An 18,780-nucleotide genomic window follows, 5' to 3' on the forward strand; every position below is an offset into this window, starting at 1 on the left:
TATAGCAAATGATTTCTCTTCCGAAACGTAGTACTTTCTGATATGCCTGGCAGGATATCGGTATTGAACTTCTATCTGGATCCTAATGAAAATCAGGTGTCCCCACCATATCATACGGGGTTGCCTGGTAAACATAGTAATTCAGCCAATTTGCATACATACAGTTACCATGTGCTCTCCATGTAAGAAGTGGCTTCTGTGTGCTGTCATTGTCCGGATAATAATTCTCCGGCATTTCAATCGGAAGTCCTTTACTCAGATCCCGCTTATACTCCTGATCCAGTGTCACCCGATCGTACTCCGGATGTCCCATCACAAAAATCTGTCTTCCATCCTGTGCCATGATAAGATATGCTCCTGCCTTTTCCGACTCTGCCAGAACCATCAGTCTCTCATCTGCACGGATCTTCTCAATCGGCACATCTGTATGTCTGGAATGCGGTGCATAAAATACATCATCAAATCCACGTACCAGAGGAATCTTACGGTTCATAACCTTATGTTCAAAGATACCGAAAAGCTTTTTGTCCAGCTGTACTTTATTGATACCATAATGATAATAAAGTGCTGCCTGTGCCCCCCAGCAGAGATGGATCGTTGAAGTAACATGCGTCTTTGTCCACTCCATGATCTCTACAAGCTCTTCCCAGTAATCCACCTCTTCAAACGGCATCTGCTCTACCGGTGCTCCGGTTATGATAAATCCGTCAAATTTCTGATCTTTTACATTTTCAAAATTCTCATAAAACCGGTTCAGGTGATTCGCTGAAGTATTCTTTGAAACATGGTTTTTTACTGCCAAAAACACAATGTCAACCTGCAGCGGTGTATTGGAAAGGGAGCGCAGAAGCTGAAGTTCCGTATCCTCTTTCAGTGGCATAAGATTCAAAAGTCCGATCTTGATCGGACGGATGTCCTGATGAACCGCACGGTTCTCATCCATTACAAATATATTTTCTTTTTCCAGTATTTCTTTTACCGGAAGGTCATTCTGTACACGAATTGGCATTTCTGCTTACTTCCTCTCTTTTTTATTTTCTCCATTTTTTACCGCTGTATCATTCTCTTCCGGATTTTCTCTGACAAATCTTCCACTATCATCCACATAACTCTTTTCCCCATACTCCGAAGTCTGAAGCGGAAGCTTTTTCTTCTCCAGCAAATGATTGATCAGCATTGTAATAATATAATAAACTACTGCAAATGTAGGCACGCCCATGATCATTCCTACAAATCCAAACAGACCGCTTCCGAACAGGATTGAAAATACAACCCAGAATGCAGATAATCCAGTCGAATTACCCAAAATCTTCGGTCCGATCACATTTCCATCAAGCTGCTGCAGCACAAGAATGAAGATCAGGAAATATAAGCCCTTGATCGGATCATTCAGCAAAATCAGAACGGCACTCGGAATAGCACCGATATACGGTCCGAAGAAAGGAATGACATTGGTCACACCAACGATTACACTGATCAAAAGTATGTACGGCATCTTCAGGATCGTAAGTCCAAAGAAGCAAAGCACTCCGATAATCATGGAATCAATAATCTTTCCAATAATAAATCCACCGAAAATCTCATTGCTTTTCTTTGTCAGATGCAGGATCATATTGGCATGATCTGTACGGAACACTGCATAGACGATCTTTTTACTCTGTGCGGAAAAAGTTTCCTTACTGAACAGAATATAGACTGATACAATAAGACCAATCAGAAAATTCAGGATCTCACTGACAAAATTGATTATCCCAACCGTCAGGTTTGACATCACTTCATTAACCTTGGTTAAAAGATCCTGTTTGATCCAGTTCTGTAACGCATCCGATCCCTTTTCTAACAGGTTACGTACCATGACTCCGGCCGGACTGGTATCTTTCTGGATACTTGTGATCTTCGTAACCATATCACTGATCTGTCCCGGCAGAGTCTGAACCATGTCACGGATACTTTTATAAAGTTCCGGAATCAGCATATTGCACAGTGCCAGAATCAAAGCAAGCAGCATAACCAACGCTGCAAAAACACCGACACTACGCGAAACTTTCTTCGCCTTTTCCAGAGACATTTTCTTTTTTAATTGTGGAATCAGCCACCGGTCAATCTGCTTTACGATCGGATTCAGCAAATATGCGATCACCATTCCGTATAGGATCGGCTTTAGCACATCAATTACTTTACTGACATCTACTGATATATCCTCTATTCGGAGTAGAAGAAAATAAAAGATCACACAAGCCGCAATTACAAGAAAAAAGGTAAGCCCCTTCCTGAAATGCAGCAAAATCTTTGATGGTCCTCTGTTACCAAATTCCGGACGCTTCTCATAATACGCTGCAGATTTCTTCGCTTCCGGCTTCTCCGAAACCCCTTTCTCTACATTGTCTTTTTTTTCCATTTAATTTCCCTGTCTTTCTTCAAAAGTCTATTTTTTATTATACCTTCTTTCTGACACCCCCGTCAACCTCCCCAACCATCCTTTTCACACCTTTTCTCTCAATCTTACTCCATCTTTTCTGAATCACACTCCCACTTGCATCTCCACAGCCCGAAGATGGCTGTGGAAACCATTCTCCTCCCAAATCATTCAACTCTCTTTTGTCTTGAAAAGCCAGAAGAAAATGGAAAACAAATCGATGGGGCTTACTTTTTGCACTACGTAAAGGAGACTCAGAGAATTGTGGAAGCCATTGCTGACACAATTCTCGCTTTCAGAGGCTCCTTGGAGTGGTTAGTGCAATGAAGCCCCATCGATTTGTTTTCCATTTTCTTCGTCCCTTCCTCACAAACAAAAACAGGTGCAGGAGAAACTCTCCCACACCCATCAATCTCATCTACGCACATCCACAACTGAAAGTTGCACATTCTGTCTCATCACAGCTGCATGCCTGGCTGCCCTCCACACTGATCTTTCCTGCATGGCACTGGCATTTCTTATTATACTGGCACTCCGTGGCCTTGCAGTCGATCTTGCTTGTCGGACTCGCCTCACCGGTCACATTGCTGTAAGTTCCGCCTTTTCTTTCTTCAAAGCTGTCACAGCATGTCTCTGCAGCTTTCCGTGCAGATTTTCCTCCCACCGTAATTGCGTTCAGATCACAATAAAAATCTTTGTTGTGCATACATGTCTGTACTGTACATTTTAATTCAGGCATAATGTTACCTCCTTTTTGAAAATCAGTATCATTATGCCCGAAAATTTTATTTCTTATTCAGATTTTATTTGAAACTCTATTTGTCGTCTTCTTTTTTTACTTCTCTTGCTGTCTTGGCCTGGATCTCCATCTTGATTGCTGCAAGGAAGTCAGACAGTGTCTTCTGTCCTTCATCCCCTTCAAAACGGCTTCTTACAGATACCAGTCCGTCCTCTTCTTCTTTTGCTCCGACAACCAGCATGTACGGGATCTTCTTCATCTGCGCTTCACGGATCTTGTATCCGATCTTCTCTGCACGTGTATCAATCTCTGCACGAACACCTGAATTGTTCAGTTCATCCAAAACCTTCTGTGCGTAATCCATATATTTGTCTGAAATCGGAAGTACCTTAACCTGTACCGGTGCAAGCCATGTCGGGAATGCTCCTGCAAAATGCTCGATCAGGATACCGATAAATCTTTCGATCGATCCGAAGATTACACGGTGGATCATGATCGGACGATGCTTCTCACCATCTGCTCCTGTATATTCAAGGTTAAATCTAAGCGGAAGCTGGAAATCAAGCTGGATGGTTCCACACTGCCATGTTCTTCCGATAGAGTCTTCCAGATGGAAGTCGATCTTCGGTCCGTAGAACGCTCCATCTCCTTCATTTACTACATATGGAAGTCCCAGATCGTCCAATGCACCGCGAAGGGCTTCTGTAGCCATATCCCAGTCTTCATCGCTTCCCATACTGTCTTCCGGTCTTGTAGAAAGTTCTACATGGTATTTAAATCCAAACAGGCTGTAAACTTCATTGATCAGTTTTACAACGCCTTTGATCTCATCACGTACCTGCTCCGGTGTCATGAAGATATGTGCATCATCCTGTGTAAAGCATCTTACACGCATCAGTCCATGAAGCTGTCCTGATTTTTCATGACGGTGGACCAGTCCGAGTTCTCCCATACGAAGCGGAAGGTCACGGTATGAACGTGGTTCAGATTCATATACAAGAATTCCTCCCGGACAGTTCATCGGTTTGATAGCGAAATCTTCATCATCGATCACCGTTGTATACATGTTGTCTTTGTAGTGATCCCAGTGTCCTGATGTTTCCCAGAGATGGCGGCTTAACATGATTGGTGTCGAAATTTCAACATATCCGGCTTTTTTGTGGATCTCTCTCCAGTAATCAAGCAGCTGGTTCTTCAGTTCCATTCCTTTTGGAAGGAAGAATGGGAATCCTGGTCCTTCTTCTCTCATCATGAAAAGTCCAAGTTCTTTTCCAAGTTTTCTATGGTCACGCTTCTTTGCTTCTTCCATCATGTGCAGATATTCTTCAAGCTCTGCTTTCTTTGGATAAGAAGTACCATAAACTCTCTGAAGCATCTTATTTTTTTCACTTCCACGCCAGTAAGCTCCTGCAAGGCTTGTAAGTTTGAATGCTTTTACCGGTTTTGTGCTCATCAGGTGAGGTCCTGCACAAAGATCTGTAAATTCTCCCTGTGAGTAAAAACTGATAACAGAATCTTCCGGAAGGTCTTCGATCAGTTCTACTTTATATGGTTCATCTTTTTCTTTGAAATATGCAATTGCCTCAGATCTTGGCATTGTATACTGCTTGATCGGAAGATCTTCCTTGACGATCTTCTTCATCTCAGCTTCGATCTTTTCCAGATCTTCTGCTACAAGCGGAGTCTCACGGTCGATATCGTAATAGAATCCATCCTCAATAGAAGGTCCGATTGCAAGCTTTGTATCCGGGTACAGTCTCTTGATCGCCTGTGCCATAATGTGGGATGTTGTATGACGGAATGCGCCTTTTCCTTTTTCATCATTGAATGTAAGAATGTTCAGCTCGCAGTCTTTGTCGATCACAGTTCTTAAATCAACAACTTCTCCGTCAACTTCTCCTGCTGTTGCAACCCTTGCAAGTCCTTCACTGATATCTTTTGCAATATCAATTACAGACATGCTCTGTGCATATTCTTTGCTTGATCCATCTTTTAATGTGATTTTCATAGTCTTTTTGTTCCTCTCTTTATTTTATAAGTTCTGATTATACAACATTTTTCTGTGCAAGCTCCGGATCCGGATGTTCTCCTGACCATCCTGCCTGTGGCATAGTTGCCAGTCTGGATACATCCTCTTCGCTGATCTCAAAATGGAACAGATCCATGTTCTGTTTCATCCGTTCCATCGAAGATGACTTCGGAAGCGGAATGATATCATTCTGAAGTAAAAATCTCAGACACAGCTGTGCCGGTGAAACCTGATATTTTCCTGCAAGCTCCAAAATCAGCTTATCTTCCAGAATCCGCCGTCTTCCGATCGGGCTCCATGCCTGCATCTGGATACCATGCTCTTTACAATACTGCACAGCAGCCTGCTGCATATAACCCGGATGCAGTTCCAATTGGTTGACAACTGGTTTTACCGTTCCATTCTCCAGAATGTTCTTAATATGGTGCGGAAGGAAGTTGCTGAGTCCAAGTCCCCGGATCTTCCCTTCTTTCTGAAGCTCTTCCATCGCCCTCCAGGTCTCAAGATCCAGTTCTTTCCAGTTCTCACAGTCAGCCGACGGTCTTGGCCAGTGGATCAGATAGATGTCCAGATAATCGGTACCAAGTCTTTTCAGACTCTTTTCTAATGCATCCTTTGTCTGCTGATATCCCATTTCATCTTTCCACATCTTGGATACAAGGAAGAAATCCTCTCTTGGAAGATTGCTTTCACGGATCGCCTGTCCTACAAATTCTTCGGTCTGATAAAAGGATGCGGTATCAAAATAGCGATATCCTGCTTCTATGGCAGTCTTTAAAATCTCCACGTTATTCCCTTCTGCTGCTTTGTAGGTTCCAAAACCAACGCATGGGATTTTCATATCATTGTTCAGCTTGAAACAATCGTAAATACTTTCCATTAGATCATCCTTTCTGTAAATAAAAAACCTCTGCAACAGAAATATCTGCTGCAGAGGACGAGTTACTTTGTGTACCCGCGGTTCCACCCCGCTTGTCCTGATTTCCAGGACCTCTTTGTGGATGATAACGGTATCCAGCCGGACTGTTTTACAGCCGCTCGGAGGTGGTCTTCAAACGCTTCTGTAATAAGAGGCTCTCAGCCTAAGACCTCTCTCTCTGGGATTTTTCTGCGCTCTACTCTTCTCTTCATCGCATTTGCTAACATTATACCATGGGATTTTCATTTGTCAACACGTTCAAAAAAATGTATTGAAAATTTCTATCAGAACTTATTTGTTCTTACCACAGCATTTTTTATATTTTTTACCGCTTCCGCACGGACATGGATCGTTTGGATAAACTTTCTTTTCTACGTGGATTGTACGTGCGTTTTTCTGTTCTTTGTAAAGGACTTTTTTCTTTTCTTCTGTAAAGATCTTATCCCACTGTGGCAGTTCATACAGCCAGTCAGCTTTTGCATCTACCATGTTCTTGTAAAGCAGTTCTTTATCAAAAGCAAGACTTACCTCAGTGTCCTCATCCATTGTCTCAATTGGATTAGCCACTTTCAGGCTGTCATTGATTCCATCAAGGAATCCTGTCATTGTAAATACATTAATGCCATATTTTTCAGCAAGTTCCTTTACAGTTCCTTTTACTTCTTCGTCCGGATTCTCAAGCAGCTTTTCATAGATCTCTTTTTCAGTCTGGAAATAGGTTCCCCAGAACTTCTGCAGAGAAGCTTTATCCATCTCTTTCGAGTAAGCGGTATCTCTCCACTGTTCTAATAATGTACTCATACTGTAAATTCTCCTTTTTGTTCTTTATCACTCCATATATCATACAGCATTTTTCGACTGTTTGCAAAACATTTTCTTGTAGAAATTGTTTTTTATCTATATAATAGAGATAAAGTACAGTACGAAGGTGGTTGTTATGAAAAAAATCAAGCGTTTTGCGGCTCTTATCTGTGCAATTCTTCTGTTCCTGATGTACGTCAGCACCCTGGTATTTGCATTTATCGACAAATCCAGATCATTAGGACTTCTGAAAGCATCTGTTGCCTGCACGATTCTTGTGCCGGTTATGAGTTACGCCTACATCCTGGTTTATCGTCTGATCCACAGGAATGATGACGACTTTCACAGTGAATATTAACATCTCATACATAAAGCTCTGCCATCATCCAGGCAGGGCTTTTTTCTTCGCTGAATCTGCCACCGAATCGTTTTTTCTCCTGTTCTCTGATCTTCTGTCTCTTATTTAGATATTCTTCCATGGAAATGACTTCCTGTGTGCTGATATTCTTCTCTTTCTGCATATCTTGTTACCTCCTGTCTACAGTTTTTTCGTCTGTCTGCCTTCTGGTATAAGCCTCATCCGGCATTTCCCCGACATCTTTAATATATGTTCTTATTTTCTGATTTATGACTTTTTTATGATGATACCAGGATCAAAAGGTCAGAAAGCCGATGCAAGCTTGCTTGCAAGAGGATTTTTGACCTCTTGACCCAACATCATTTTAAGAGTATAGCCATATTCTGTGACCTTACTATGGAGATTCTCTAAAAAAATCATAAGTTGTTTCTTAAGAAAATAAGTCGTTTCTTAAGGAAATATGATTGACAACACCACGTCAATTCACTAAACTAGACATAGTGAGTAGTAAGAAAGGAAGAACATCATGAACAATTTGCAGATACCGGAGAATTACCATTCTCCACTTACGATCCGCGAGACAGAAGTGGCAATCAAAGAAGTAAAAGACCACTTTGAACGCGCACTTGCCAAATCTCTGCATCTGACGCGTGTATCCGCTCCTCTTTTCGTCCGCCCGGAATCCGGACTGAACGATAACCTGAACGGAGTAGAACGCCCGGTTGCATTTGGCATCAAAGAACAGGAAGACCGCGAAGTTGAGATCGTCCACTCTCTTGCAAAATGGAAACGTTACGCCTTAAAGCGCTACGGCTTTCATTCAGGAGAAGGACTTTATACCGATATGAGCGCCATCCGTCGCGATGAAGATACCGACAATATCCATTCTATCTATGTTGACCAGTGGGACTGGGAAAAAGTAATTTCCAAAGAAGAACGCAACATGGAGACCTTGGAATACACAGTAGGAAAAGTATACAGTGCGCTCAAAGAAACCGAAGCATACATGGCACGCCGCTATAATTATATCGAAGAATTCCTTCCGGATGAGATCAGCTTCATCACATCCCAGGAACTGGAAACCATGTATCCGGATAAGACACCAAAAGAACGTGAATACCATTTTGCCAAAGCAAAAGGTGCTGTATTCATCAAACAGATTGGTAAGACTCTTGCATCCGGACAGCGTCACGACGGCCGTGCACCGGACTATGATGACTGGGAACTGAACGGTGACATCATCGTCTACTATCCGGTTCTCGATATCGCACTGGAGCTTTCTTCGATGGGTATCCGTGTAGATGAAGATGCTCTCCGCCGTCAGTTAAAAGAAGCCGGCTGTGAAGAACGCGCCGAGATGGATTTCCAGAAGGCATTATTAAAAGGAGAACTTCCGTACACAGTCGGAGGTGGAATCGGTCAGTCCCGAATCTGCATGTTCTATCTCCGCAAAGCCCACATCGGAGAAGTCCAGTCCTCCATCTGGCCTGACGACATCCTCGAAGAAGCTGCATCCCGCGGAGTATACTTACTGTAATATATAACCAACCGTTATCACAATTTGATAATTCGCCATGAAAATGAGGCAGGACTAAAAAAGTCCTGCCTCATTTTTAATTCCTATTTATTTCTGAAGATGATATCATGTCTTCCCGGTCCATTAGAAACCATTGTGATCGGATATCCGATCTCTTTCTCGATAAATTCGATGTAGTTTCTGCAGTTCTCCGGAAGATCTTCGTATTTCTTGATTCCTCTGATGTCGCATTTCCATCCCGGAAGTGTCTTGAGTACTGGTTTTGCTTTCTCAAGAAGATGTGTTGTCGGGAATTCTGTTGTAACTTCTCCGTCAATCTCGTATCCTACACATACCGGAATTTCATCCAGGTATCCAAGTACGTCAACAACAGTAAATGCTACATCTGTAGTTCCCTGCATACGGCATCCATATTTGGATGCTACACAGTCAAACCATCCCATACGTCTCGGCCGACCGGTTGTTGCGCCGAATTCTCCGCCGTCTCCACCGCGTCTTCTGAGTTCATCTGCTTCTTCGCCAAAGATCTCACTTACAAAGGCACCTGCTCCTACTGCACTTGAGTATGCTTTACATACTGTAACGATCTGTTTGATCTCATACGGCGGGATTCCGGCACCGATCGCACCGTAAGCTGCCAGTGTAGAAGAAGAAGTTACCATTGGGTAAATTCCATGATCCGGATCTTTTAATGTTCCAAGCTGTCCTTCAAGAAGAATTTCTTTACCTTCTTTAAGTGCTTCGTTAAGATACAGAGAAACGTTACATACATACGGTGCTACCATTTCTTTGTATTCCATCAGTTCATTATATAAATCATCAGGATTGATTAACGGTTTGTGATACAGATGTTCCAGCATGACATTCTTCTGTTCTGCTATACGGTTTACCTTATCTCTCAGCTCTGCTTCATCCTCGAAAAGCTCACTGATCTGGAAACCAATCTTTGCATACTTATCTGAATAGAACGGTGCAATACCAGACTTTGTAGATCCGAACGACTTGCCGCCCAGTCTCTCTTCCTCATATGCATCAAAATTCTTGTGATAAGACATCACCATCTGTGCACGGTCTGACACCAGAATCTTCGGCATCGGAACATCTCTGTCAATGATTGACTGGATTTCCTTGAAAAGAACCGGGATATCTACAGCGACACCATTGCCGATGATACTGGTTGTATGTCCGTAGAAAACTCCTGACGGTAATGTATGAAGAGCGAATTTGCCGTAATCATTGATAATTGTATGTCCGGCATTTGCTCCACCCTGGAAACGAATGATAATATCTGCTTTTTCGGCAAGCATATCTGTGATCTTACCTTTTCCTTCGTCTCCCCAGTTCGCACCTACTACTGCTTTAACCATAATAAATCCTCCTGCGTGTTCTTGGCTATCTGTGAAATACCTCCACAGTGTCATCCCTCTTTTCATCGGGATAACTCCTACTTATAAATATAATCAATGTCCCTTATAAAGACACCGATTGAATTATACTACATTTCAACTGAAAAGTACACTCTTATTTTCAGCCACTTCCCTAATTTTTCACGTTTTTTCTTATTTTTCTTCTTTCCGGATACACGACTACATCAGAGGAGCCACAAGTCTTAAAACCTGACCGTATATTTTCACAAATGTACTGCGGTTTTTCACTTCTGTCATCGTCACCTTCTGGCATTTTGCCAGTGTATCCTGGAAGTCCTTTTCAATATCACGCACAACCTGATTGCGGTAAATGAAAACGCCGCACTCAAAATGCAGATAAAGACTACGGTAATCCAGGTTGATACTTCCTACCGTCGCAGTATCATCATCCGATGTAAACACTTTCGCATGGACAAATCCAGGCGTGTACTCATAAATCTGTACCCCACCTGCGATCAGTTCTTCATAGTAGGTCTTTGCGAGGTAAAATGCATACGGCTTATCCGGAATATGTGGCATAATGATCTGCACTTCTATTCCACCTTTTGCAGCTCTTGTCAGCGCATCAATCATCTCATTGTCCAGGATCAGATACGGTGTCATAATATGCACATACTTCTTCGCATGATTCAGAATGTGGAAATACACTTCTTCTCCTACATTTTCATGATCGAACGGACTGTCTCCGTATGGGATGATATAACCATCTTTGCGGCTGAATCCCGGCTGCTTTTCTGTCAGATACTTTGCATAATCCTCCGGCTGTCTCTCCGTAATATTCCACATCTGCAGGAACATCATGGTAAAACTCTGCACGGCATCTCCTTCAATTTTGATTGCTGTGTCTTTCCAGTGTCCGAAACGGACTTTTTTGTTGATATATTCATCTGCTAGATTGACACCTCCGGTAAATGCAACCTTTCCGTCAACCACACAGATTTTCCGGTGATCCCGGTTATTCTGACTGGTAGAAAGGATGGGTACGATCGGTCCAAATTCCTTGCACTGGATTCCATATTCCCTGAGCTGCTTCGGATATTCATACGGCAGAAGGCTGATGCTGCAGGTTCCGTCATACATCAGGCGTACTTCCACGCCCTCTTTCACCTTTTTACGCAGGACATCCAGGACAGTGTCCCACACATATCCTTCTCCGATAATAAAATATTCCATGAAAATAAATTTTTCTGCCTTATTCAATTCCTCGATCAGAACCGGAAATTTGTCATCTCCCAGTGGAAAATACTGTGCCTGTGAGTTCCCATAAGTCGGAAATCCCACCTGGTTATAAAGGAAATGTGACAAATTGGCGTTTGCAACCCTTCCACCTTTCATCGCATGGACGACATATTCATTCTGCTGCATATAAGGTTCAGTCTCCACTCGAAGCTTCTCCAGTCTGGCACCCAGATATTTGGTTCCGATCCCTGCTTTTGTAAACAGATAAAATCCAACTCCGACCACCGGGACAAGGAACACAAACAGGATCCACGTCATCTTAAACGCCGGATTCCCTTTTTCATTGAAAATATAAATCGCTGTGATAAAAGAAAGAAGCGATATCACTCCATTCATATAGGTACTATAATTTCCCAGATATGTAAAAGTGAGAACCATAATACCAATCTGAAGAAGAATCAGCAGAAGAATAATCGCGGTATGACTGTACACTGCACCAAATACTTTGGTCTTGGCACGTTCTTTAACTGACTTGCTGGTATCATGATATTTTGTAAATTCTCTCATTCGCGGTCTTCCTCTCTTTAGATACTATTTTATATCGTAACACAATTTTTATTCTTTCACAACATTCCAGCTCTTTATAATCATGCAACACTTCCTTATTTTTGTTGTTTTTCCACCACTTTTATAAATATTTTACTTCCCCTTTTCAAACAAAAGTATTACAATAAAATTATTCATGTATACTATATTTCATGACGAACTATCTCATCTGCCATATCTGACAGTCTGAGATTAAGAAAGGAGCAGCACATGGCTAAAAAATTTGGTAAAATCCTGCTCGGACTGACTGCCGCAGGCGCAGCTGGTGCCGGTGCATATTACTGGTTAAAGAACCGACATAATGAAGAACCGGAAGACGAGTTCGATGATGCTTTTGAAGATGACGATTTTGAACTGGATGATGATCTTGGCGAAGTGCCAGAGCGTGGTTACACAACTCTTACACCAGCTTCTGCAAAAGAAGAAACCTCTGAAGAGTCTGAAGAAAAAACTGACGATGCAGAAGCCGGACCAGAAGCCGCTTCCCAGACACCGGAAACTGATTCCGAAGAATCCGATCCGGTTTCAGAAGAAGTTTAAGAAAGAACTTTTCTTACAGCTTATCATTTTCTGCATAAAACCAAAACCCGGAAGAATTTTTCATTCTTACCGGGTTTTTCATTGCCATTTCTTTTCAAAAACTGTCGACTGACACATTATTTGCAATTAAATTCTGATCAAGACTGCTTTCTTTATTTTGGCAGCTTGAATGAACTCTTCAGCGAAACGATTCTGTTAAATACCAGATGTTCCTTGGAAGAATCATGAGAATCCACGCAGAAATATCCCTGACGCACAAACTGGAAGCTTTCATATGCTTTTACATCTGCAAAGTTTGATTCTACAAAGATTTCTTTCTCTGTAAGAGAATTCGGATTTAGGTTCAGGGAACCATCTTCTTTATTATAAACACCTTTTTCTTCATCGATCAGGTTCTCATACAGTCTTACGGTTGCCGGAAGTGCTGTACTTGCCTCTACCCAGTGGATTGTCCCTTTTACTTTTCTTCCTGTGAATCCGGAACCACTCTTTGTCTCCGGATCATAAGTACAATGTACAACAGTTACATTACCGTCTTCATCCTTTTCAAATCCGGTACAGGTTACAAAGTAAGCATTCATCAGACGCACTTCATTGCCTGGGAACAGACGGAAATATTTCTTCGGAGGCTCTTCCATAAAGTCTTCTCTCTCAATATAAAGCTCTCTTCCAAACGGAAGCTGACGGCTTCCGAGTTCTTCATTCTCAAGATTATTCGGTGCATCCAGATATTCAATCTGTCCTTCCGGATAGTTATCGATCACAAGCTTGATCGGATCAAGGACTGCCATCATACGTGCTCTTTTAAGCTTCAGATCCTCGCGGATGCAGTACTCGAGCATTGCATAATCTACAGAGCTCTGTGCTTTGGAAACTCCGCACAGGTCAACGAACATCTTGATAGATTCCGGTGTGAATCCACGGCGACGAAGTGCTGCGATGGAAACCAATCTCGGATCATCCCATCCGTCTACGATCTTATCTTCTACAAGTTTCTTGATATAACGCTTTCCTGTAACTACGTTCGTCAGGTATAATTTTGCAAATTCGATCTGACGCGGTGGATTTGCAAATTCACATTCTCTTACTACCCAGTCATAAAGCGGTCTGTGGTCTTCAAATTCCAGTGTACAGATAGAATGTGTGATTCCTTCGATCGCATCCTCGATCGGATGTGCAAAGTCATACATCGGGTAGATGCACCACTTGTCACCGGTATTGTGATGTGTCATACGGGCTACACGGTAGAGGATCGGATCTCTCATGTTAATATTCGGTGATGCCATATCGATCTTCGCACGGAGAACCTTCTCTCCGTCTGCATACTTGCCTGCACGCATATTTTCAAAAAGCTCCAGGTTCTCTTCCACACTTCTGTCACGGTACGGGCTGTCTTTTCCCGGCTCTGTCAGCGTTCCCCGGTACTCACGGATCTGATCTGCTGTCAGGTCGCAGACATAAGCTTTACCTTTCTTGATCAGCTTGATCGCATACTCATACATCTGATCAAAATAATCGGATGCAAAGTAAAGGTGATCTCCCCAGTCAGCACCCAGCCACTTGATGTCAGCTTTGATGGATTCTACGAACTCTGTCTTTTCTTTTGTCGGGTTGGTATCGTCAAAACGCATATGGAATGTTCCATTATATTTCTGTGCAAGTCCGTAGTTTAAAAGGATGGACTTTGCATGTCCGATGTGAAGATATCCGTTCGGTTCCGGTGGAAAACGGGTACATACGTGATCGTATACGCCTTCTGCAAGATCTTTTTCAATTTCCTGTTCTATAAAATTCTTTGATACAGCTTCTTCTGCCATTGAAGTTCCTCCTCGCGTCTCTCTATTACTTCAAAATCTGCCGGTATGTGGCAGTCTTTTTCATGTCATGTATCTCAATCATTGCCCTGTAGACAACTTTTGATTCATGTTCTTTAGTTTATCACACTTTCTATACATGAACAAGTACAAAAAAAGCAGACATCGTAATCTCCAACCGGAAATACAACTCTGCTTCTTAAATAAGCTGCCTAGCGGAATCGAACCGCCGACCTCCGCCTTACCAAGGCGACGCTCTACCGACTGAGCCAAGGCAGCCTGCGCATTTTCGCGACTCATTTAATATAGCACATCACTGCTTTGCTTGTCAATATTTTTAAATTTTTATTTTTACTTTTTTTCAGACCGGCGTTTTTCTTCCAGAAGCCGACGTGCTTTGGTTTTGATCCGCTGCAGGGCATTGTCGATCGTCTTTGGACTTTTGTCCATAAATTCTGCGATCTTCAGATACTCCATTCCCTGCAGATGAAGATACAGCACCTTTCGCTCCAGCTTACTTAATTTTTCTTTCAGCTCCTCTTCAAACGCATTCGTATACTCTTCTCCAAGGATCATCAGCTCCGGATTACTCTCTTTCCCCGCTTCGATCGTATCTACTATGGAAAGGCCGTTCTCCTCCGGATTGTCACTGGCAGATGCGTAAATCGACACATAGGAATTCAGCGGCAGATGTTTTTTCCGCTGTGAAGCCTTGATCGCCGTATACATCTGGCGTGACACACACAGTCCGGCAAAACTTGAGAAGCTTGCACCTTCTTTCGGATCATAATCCTGCACCGCTTTAAAAAGACCGATCATCCCCTCCTGGATCAGATCGTCATTTTCTCCACCCCACAGATACATGGCACGCGCTTGTTTGCGTACCATGTCTTTGTATTTTTCCATCAGATAATCCGTGATCTCGGTCTTACCTTCCCGAAGCAGTTCGATCAGTTGCTCATCTGTCATTTTCCCCAGATCCATTTTCATTCTCCGTTTTTCCTAACTCATGCGCTGACGCACGATCTCATAAGCAAGGACACCTGCTGCCACAGACGCATTCAGGGAGTCAATATCTCCCTTCATCGGAATGGACGCCGTCATATCACAGGTTTCTTTTACCAGACGTCCGACACCTTCGCCTTCGTTTCCGATCACCAGACCAATTGGTCCTTTCAGATTCACGCGGTACATCACATCCCCATCCATATCTGCGCAGACGAACCAGAGTCCCTTCTCCTTCAGTTCTTCCATGGTTTTCACCAGATTGGTAACTTTTGCTACCGGTGTGTAATTCAGCGCACCAGCTGATGTCTTTGCAACGGTTGCAGTAAGACCTGCTGCGCGGTGCTTCGGAATGATCACACCATGCGCGCCCGCAAGATTGGCAGTACGGATGATCGCGCCGAGATTATGCGGATCCTCAATATTGTCCAGAAGGATCAGGAAAGGATCTTCTCCTTTCTGTTTTGCAAGCTCCAGCATATCTTCCACCTGCGCATACTCATAAGCCGCCGCCTGCGCAATGACGCCCTGATGTCTTCCGGTCTCTGAAATCTGGTTCAGACGTTCTTTGGTTACAAAATTCAGGATCGTATCATGCTTTTTTGCTTCTCTTACGATACTTCTGATCGGTCCGTCCTGACATCCGTCAAGGATATAGACCTTGTCAATCGGTTTTCCGGAGCGGAATGCTTCCATTACCGCATTTCTTCCCTCGATCTGCTGACTGTTCATTTTCTTTTCTTCCATTCTATTTCTCCTGATTCTTTTCTTCTTCACATTCGCTTAAATGGTCCAGACCAATCTTGACCAGATCTGCCATTCTCTTCCATTCTCTTTTCAGATAAAGCCATCCCATCAGCGCTTCAAATCCGGTCGCACGGCGGTAATCGGTCAGTGACTGGTTCTTTGCCGGAGACACCGATTTGGCATTTCTTCCTCTTCGGTAAACGGCATGCTCTTCTTCGGTAAGAAGTGGCTGCAGAACACGCATCATCTCTGACTGGGCAGACGCCTGCACCATACTGCTTGTCTCCTGATGTAATTTTTTCACCTGTTTATTGCCTTCGCTGATCACCTTTGTCTTGATGATCAGATCATAAATGCTGTCCCCTATATAAGCCAGAGTAAGAGGTGAATAGCCTTCCGGCTCCACCTCTTTCATTTCAAGCACTTCTCTTATATAGTCAGCGATTTCAAATTCTACGCTTTTTTCCATTGTACTCCTTCTCTGGTATCCTTCAGGATAATTCCCTTTTCCAGAAGCTCGTCACGAATCGCATCGGCTCTTGCAAAATCTTTTGCTTTTCTTGCAGCCTGACGCTCTTCGATCAATTTTTCAATATCTGCATCCAGAAGCTCTTCCTTTTTATCCAGGATCAGTCCCAGGACATCACCCAGTTTTACGATTCTGTCAAGCAGGCTCTGGAGATATTCTTTTGAGCTTTCTGCGGTTGCAGTGGTATTTGCATATTTTACAAGGTCGAAGATTGCCGCAATTGCGTCTGCTGTGTTGAAATCATCATCCATTGCTTTTTCAAATTCTTCCACATATGCATCCGTCTTTGCAAATGCCTCTTTTTCTTCTACGCTCATTTCTTCTACAGTAGCTGCACCGAGAAGATGTTTCAGATTATCGGTTGCATTGATGATTCTTTCCAGACCATTCTTGGATGCTTCCATCAGCTCTGCGCTGAAGTTCAGCGGGCTTCTGTAATGTGCACTCAGCATGAAGAAACGGAGTACCTGAAGATCATACTGCTCACTGATCTCTCTTACAGTACGGAAGTTTCCAAGTGATTTGGACATCTTGCGATTGTCAATGTTCAAGAATGCATTGTGCATCCAGTATCTTGCAAATTCTTTGCCGTTGGCAGCTTCACTCTGTGCGATTTCATTTTCATGATGTGGGAATATCAGATCTTCCCCACCTGCATGGATATCAATCTGTTCGCCAAGATATTTTCTTGACATCACAGAACACTCAATATGCCATCCCGGACGTCCGTCTGACCAAGGTGACTCCCAGAAAGGTTCTCCTTCTTTTTTCGGCTTCCAGAGTACGAAATCCAGCGGATCTTCTTTTTCATCTTCTCCACTTACCAGAAGGGAACGTCCACCGGAACGGAGATCATCCAGATTCTTGTGGGATAATTTTCCATAGTCTTTGAACTTTCTTGTACTGAAATAAACGGTTCCGTTTTTCTCGTAAGCATAACCTTTTTCGATCAGCTCGGAAATCATCTCAACCATGCCGCAGATTTCTTCTGTTGCAAGCGGATGCTTGGTTGCAGGCTTTACATTCATTCCTGCCATATCTTTTTTGCACTCTGCGATATAGCGCTGTGAAATTTCCTGCGCGGATACCTGTTCTTCGATTGCCTTTTTGATGATCTTATCATCAACATCCGTGAAGTTCGATACATAATTGACATCGTATCCTTTGTATTCAAAATAACGGCGGACGGTATCAAATACGATCATCGGTCTTGCATTACCGATATGGATATAATTGTATACGGTTGGACCGCAGACATACATTCTTACCTTTCCTTCTTCCAGAGGAACGAATTCTTCTTTCTTTTTCGTAAGTGTGTTAAATACTTTCATAAAGCTACTCCTTCTTTTTTCTATGCTTCCTCGATTATTTTTTCTTTCGCGAGTTTTTCTTTCAATGCTTTCAGTTCTTTCTTCAGACGGATATTGTCAGTCTGAAGCTGACGGATATCGTTCAATACCGGATCTGGCAGATGGATCTGATCCAGGTCAGCGCTCGGAACTTTCTGGTCACCCATGCGTACAATTCTTCCCGGGACACCAACAACGGTACAGTTCGGAGGTACTTCCTCGATAACAACAGATCCTGCTCCGATCTTGGAATTCTTTCCGATCGTAAAGGAACCGATGACCTTCGCACCGGCACTGACCATGACGTTGTCTTCCAGCGTTGGATGGCGCTTGCCCTGCTCTTTTCCTGTACCACCCAGGGTTACTCCCTGATACAGTGTAATATTATCGCCCAGGATTGCAGTCTCGCCGATGATAACGCCACTTCCATGGTCAATGAAAAGTCCTTTTCCAATGGTTGCTCCCGGATGGATCTCTATTCCTGTCTTTCTGACACCACGCTGTGACACCCACCGTGCCAGAAAATAGTGTTTTTTCAGATATAGCTTATGTGCGATCCTGTAATGAAGCATTACCTTAAAGCTTGGATACAGAAGTACTTCTATATCCGATTTGATTGCCGGATCTCGTTCTTTTACAACTTTGATTTCTTCTTTGATATAGGAAATAACTCCCATTTCATTCACCTCTGATTTGGAATTTCCTGTGAAATTAAAAAACTCCGTCTCACAAAGAGACGAAGTTTCCGCGGTTCCACTCTAAATTAAAAGCAGTTATCCTGCTTT

General features: G+C 43.0%; 19 protein-coding genes, 1 tRNA gene and 2 other annotated features (1 of these 22 only partly in view). Of the genes, 3 read left to right on the forward strand and 17 right to left on the reverse strand.

Annotated features, from left to right (window positions below; all coding sequences use genetic code 11):
- Positions 1–82: 82 nt before the first annotated feature.
- The 7 genes from metA to ACYQ5K_RS14275 all read right to left on the reverse strand — a co-directional run bounded on the left by metA (position 83) and on the right by ACYQ5K_RS14275 (position 6,904).
- Positions 83–1,009: a homoserine O-acetyltransferase MetA gene (metA, locus tag ACYQ5K_RS14245; protein WP_173687870.1), complete on the reverse strand. Its 927-nt coding sequence runs from the start codon at positions 1,007–1,009 to the stop codon at positions 83–85.
- A gap of 6 nt (positions 1,010–1,015) precedes the next feature.
- Positions 1,016–2,398, reverse strand: coding sequence for an AI-2E family transporter (locus ACYQ5K_RS14250; protein ID WP_173687869.1), 1,383 nt, complete (start codon positions 2,396–2,398; stop codon positions 1,016–1,018).
- Positions 2,399–2,435: 37 nt separating this feature from the next.
- Entirely contained in the window at positions 2,436–2,582 is a 147-nt protein-coding gene (locus ACYQ5K_RS14255; protein WP_173687868.1) for a hypothetical protein, read from the reverse strand.
- A gap of 252 nt (positions 2,583–2,834) precedes the next feature.
- A complete protein-coding gene (locus ACYQ5K_RS14260) occupies positions 2,835–3,155 on the reverse strand; it encodes a DUF1540 domain-containing protein (RefSeq protein WP_173687867.1) in 321 nt (106 codons plus the stop codon).
- Between the two features lie 76 nt (positions 3,156–3,231).
- Complete coding sequence (thrS, locus tag ACYQ5K_RS14265) at positions 3,232–5,163, reverse strand: threonine--tRNA ligase (protein WP_173687866.1); 1,932 nt, start codon at positions 5,161–5,163, stop codon at positions 3,232–3,234.
- Between the two features lie 37 nt (positions 5,164–5,200).
- Positions 5,201–6,064: an aldo/keto reductase gene (locus tag ACYQ5K_RS14270; RefSeq protein ID WP_173687865.1), complete on the reverse strand. Its 864-nt coding sequence runs from the start codon at positions 6,062–6,064 to the stop codon at positions 5,201–5,203.
- A 50-nt stretch (positions 6,065–6,114) separates the two neighbouring features.
- Positions 6,115–6,324 (reverse strand) — a binding site (T-box leader).
- A gap of 70 nt (positions 6,325–6,394) precedes the next feature.
- Positions 6,395–6,904 carry an SEC-C metal-binding domain-containing protein gene (locus ACYQ5K_RS14275; protein ID WP_022220547.1) on the reverse strand — a complete coding sequence of 170 codons (510 nt, stop codon included), beginning with the start codon at positions 6,902–6,904 and terminating at the stop codon, positions 6,395–6,397.
- A 136-nt stretch (positions 6,905–7,040) separates the two neighbouring features.
- On the opposite strand from ACYQ5K_RS14275, the gene ACYQ5K_RS14280 reads away from it, so the two are divergent.
- On the forward strand, positions 7,041–7,262 hold the full coding sequence (locus ACYQ5K_RS14280; protein ID WP_055260855.1) for a hypothetical protein: 222 nt from the start codon (positions 7,041–7,043) through the stop codon (positions 7,260–7,262).
- 4 nt (positions 7,263–7,266) lie between these two features.
- On the opposite strand, the gene ACYQ5K_RS14285 is transcribed toward ACYQ5K_RS14280, so the two are convergent.
- Positions 7,267–7,425 (reverse strand): hypothetical protein, encoded by a 159-nt coding sequence (locus tag ACYQ5K_RS14285; protein WP_173687862.1) that lies wholly within the window; start codon positions 7,423–7,425, stop codon positions 7,267–7,269.
- A 363-nt stretch (positions 7,426–7,788) separates the two neighbouring features.
- Between ACYQ5K_RS14285 and asnA the strand changes: the two genes are divergently transcribed.
- Positions 7,789–8,799, forward strand: a complete 1,011-nt coding sequence (gene asnA, locus ACYQ5K_RS14290) for an aspartate--ammonia ligase (protein WP_173687861.1) — start codon at positions 7,789–7,791, stop codon at positions 8,797–8,799.
- A gap of 83 nt (positions 8,800–8,882) precedes the next feature.
- Here the strand turns inward: asnA and ACYQ5K_RS14295 are convergent, their stop codons facing one another.
- Both ACYQ5K_RS14295 and cls read right to left on the reverse strand, forming a co-directional pair.
- Complete coding sequence (locus ACYQ5K_RS14295; RefSeq protein WP_173687860.1) at positions 8,883–10,166, reverse strand: adenylosuccinate synthase; 1,284 nt, start codon at positions 10,164–10,166, stop codon at positions 8,883–8,885.
- A gap of 219 nt (positions 10,167–10,385) precedes the next feature.
- Complete coding sequence (gene cls / locus ACYQ5K_RS14300) at positions 10,386–11,972, reverse strand: cardiolipin synthase (protein WP_195230634.1); 1,587 nt, start codon at positions 11,970–11,972, stop codon at positions 10,386–10,388.
- Positions 11,973–12,221: 249 nt separating this feature from the next.
- On the opposite strand from cls, the gene ACYQ5K_RS14305 reads away from it, so the two are divergent.
- Positions 12,222–12,551 carry a hypothetical protein gene (locus ACYQ5K_RS14305; RefSeq protein ID WP_195230636.1) on the forward strand — a complete coding sequence of 110 codons (330 nt, stop codon included), beginning with the start codon at positions 12,222–12,224 and terminating at the stop codon, positions 12,549–12,551.
- Between the two features lie 152 nt (positions 12,552–12,703).
- On the opposite strand, the gene ACYQ5K_RS14310 is transcribed toward ACYQ5K_RS14305, so the two are convergent.
- From ACYQ5K_RS14310 to epsC, 7 genes are all read right to left on the reverse strand, one after another.
- A complete protein-coding gene (locus ACYQ5K_RS14310) occupies positions 12,704–14,368 on the reverse strand; it encodes a glutamine--tRNA ligase/YqeY domain fusion protein (protein WP_173687857.1) in 1,665 nt (554 codons plus the stop codon).
- A 203-nt stretch (positions 14,369–14,571) separates the two neighbouring features.
- A tRNA-Thr gene (locus tag ACYQ5K_RS14315) sits at positions 14,572–14,644 on the reverse strand.
- A 72-nt stretch (positions 14,645–14,716) separates the two neighbouring features.
- Positions 14,717–15,355, reverse strand: coding sequence for an RNA polymerase sporulation sigma factor SigH (sigH, locus tag ACYQ5K_RS14320; protein ID WP_173687856.1), 639 nt, complete (start codon positions 15,353–15,355; stop codon positions 14,717–14,719).
- 12 nt (positions 15,356–15,367) lie between these two features.
- Positions 15,368–16,117 (reverse strand): 23S rRNA (guanosine(2251)-2'-O)-methyltransferase RlmB, encoded by a 750-nt coding sequence (rlmB, locus tag ACYQ5K_RS14325; RefSeq protein ID WP_173687855.1) that lies wholly within the window; start codon positions 16,115–16,117, stop codon positions 15,368–15,370.
- A gap of 1 nt (position 16,118) precedes the next feature.
- Positions 16,119–16,586 (reverse strand): Mini-ribonuclease 3, encoded by a 468-nt coding sequence (locus tag ACYQ5K_RS14330; protein WP_173687854.1) that lies wholly within the window; start codon positions 16,584–16,586, stop codon positions 16,119–16,121.
- A complete protein-coding gene (cysS, locus tag ACYQ5K_RS14335; protein WP_459777812.1) occupies positions 16,571–17,977 on the reverse strand; it encodes a cysteine--tRNA ligase in 1,407 nt (468 codons plus the stop codon). Before cysS ends, ACYQ5K_RS14330 begins: the two co-directional genes overlap by 16 nt.
- A gap of 20 nt (positions 17,978–17,997) precedes the next feature.
- Positions 17,998–18,672: a serine O-acetyltransferase EpsC gene (gene epsC / locus ACYQ5K_RS14340; protein WP_008374760.1), complete on the reverse strand. Its 675-nt coding sequence runs from the start codon at positions 18,670–18,672 to the stop codon at positions 17,998–18,000.
- A 52-nt stretch (positions 18,673–18,724) separates the two neighbouring features.
- Positions 18,725–18,780: a binding site (T-box leader), on the reverse strand (it continues 185 nt past the right edge of the window).

The sequence above is a fragment of the Allocoprococcus similis genome, assembly GCF_054660775.1.